An 887-nucleotide genomic window follows, 5' to 3' on the forward strand; every position below is an offset into this window, starting at 1 on the left:
AGCTTCGCTCGCGACGCTGAGCCGGGAGCTGGGGATCAACCCGAAGACGGTCGCGAAGTGGCGTAAAAGGGCGACGGTCGAGGACCTGAAGACCGGGCCGAAGGCCCCTCATTCCTCCACTCTGTCCGAGGCCGAGGAGGCAGTTGTTGTGGCGTTCCGGCGGCACACGCTGCTGCCGCTTGATGACTGCCTCTATGCGTTGCAGCCGTCGCTCCCGCATCTGACGCGCTCAGCGCTGCATCGTTGCCTCCAGCGGCACGGGATCTCCCGCCTGCCGGACATCGAAGGCGACAAACCCAAGCGCCAGCGCTTCAAGCGTTACCCGATCGGCTTCTTCCACATCGATATTGCCGAGGTGCAGACTGCCGAAGGCAAGCTTTACCTGTTCGTCGGCATCGATCGCACCAGCAAGTTCGCGGTCACGCAGCTGGTCGACAAGGCTGATCGCCGGACAGCGTGGGAGTTCCTCGAGCACCTGCTGAAAGCCGTGCCCTACCGCATCCACACGATCCTGACCGACAATGGCATCCAGTTCGCCGAGCAGCCCCGCAACCGCAACACCGCCTGGTCGCGCCAGATGCGCTTCGACAGGATCTGCGAGGCAAACGACATCGAGCACCGGCTCACCAAACCCAACCACCCGTGGACCAACGGGCAGGTCGAACGCATGAACCGCACGATCAAGGAGGCGACCGTCAAACGCTTCCACTACGAGAGCCACAACCAGCTTCGGACGCATCTCGCCGACTTCATGGCCGCCTACAACTTCGCCCGCCCGCTCAAAACGCTCAGCGGCCTCACACCCTACGAATACATCACCAAGATCTGGACGTCGGAGCCAGATCAGTTCATCGTCAATCCCATCCACCAGATGCCGCGACTGAACA

1 protein-coding gene is annotated in these 887 nt (G+C 62.3%); it reads left to right on the plus strand.

Annotated elements, in window-relative coordinates:
• A partial coding sequence (locus IM784_RS16905) for an IS481 family transposase (RefSeq protein ID WP_235977463.1) occupies nucleotides 1-887 on the plus strand: 887 nt, incomplete at both ends.

The organism is Sandaracinobacteroides hominis, assembly GCF_016464365.1.
In the GTDB taxonomy this organism is placed as follows: Bacteria; Pseudomonadota; Alphaproteobacteria; order Sphingomonadales; family Sphingomonadaceae; genus Sandaracinobacteroides; species Sandaracinobacteroides hominis.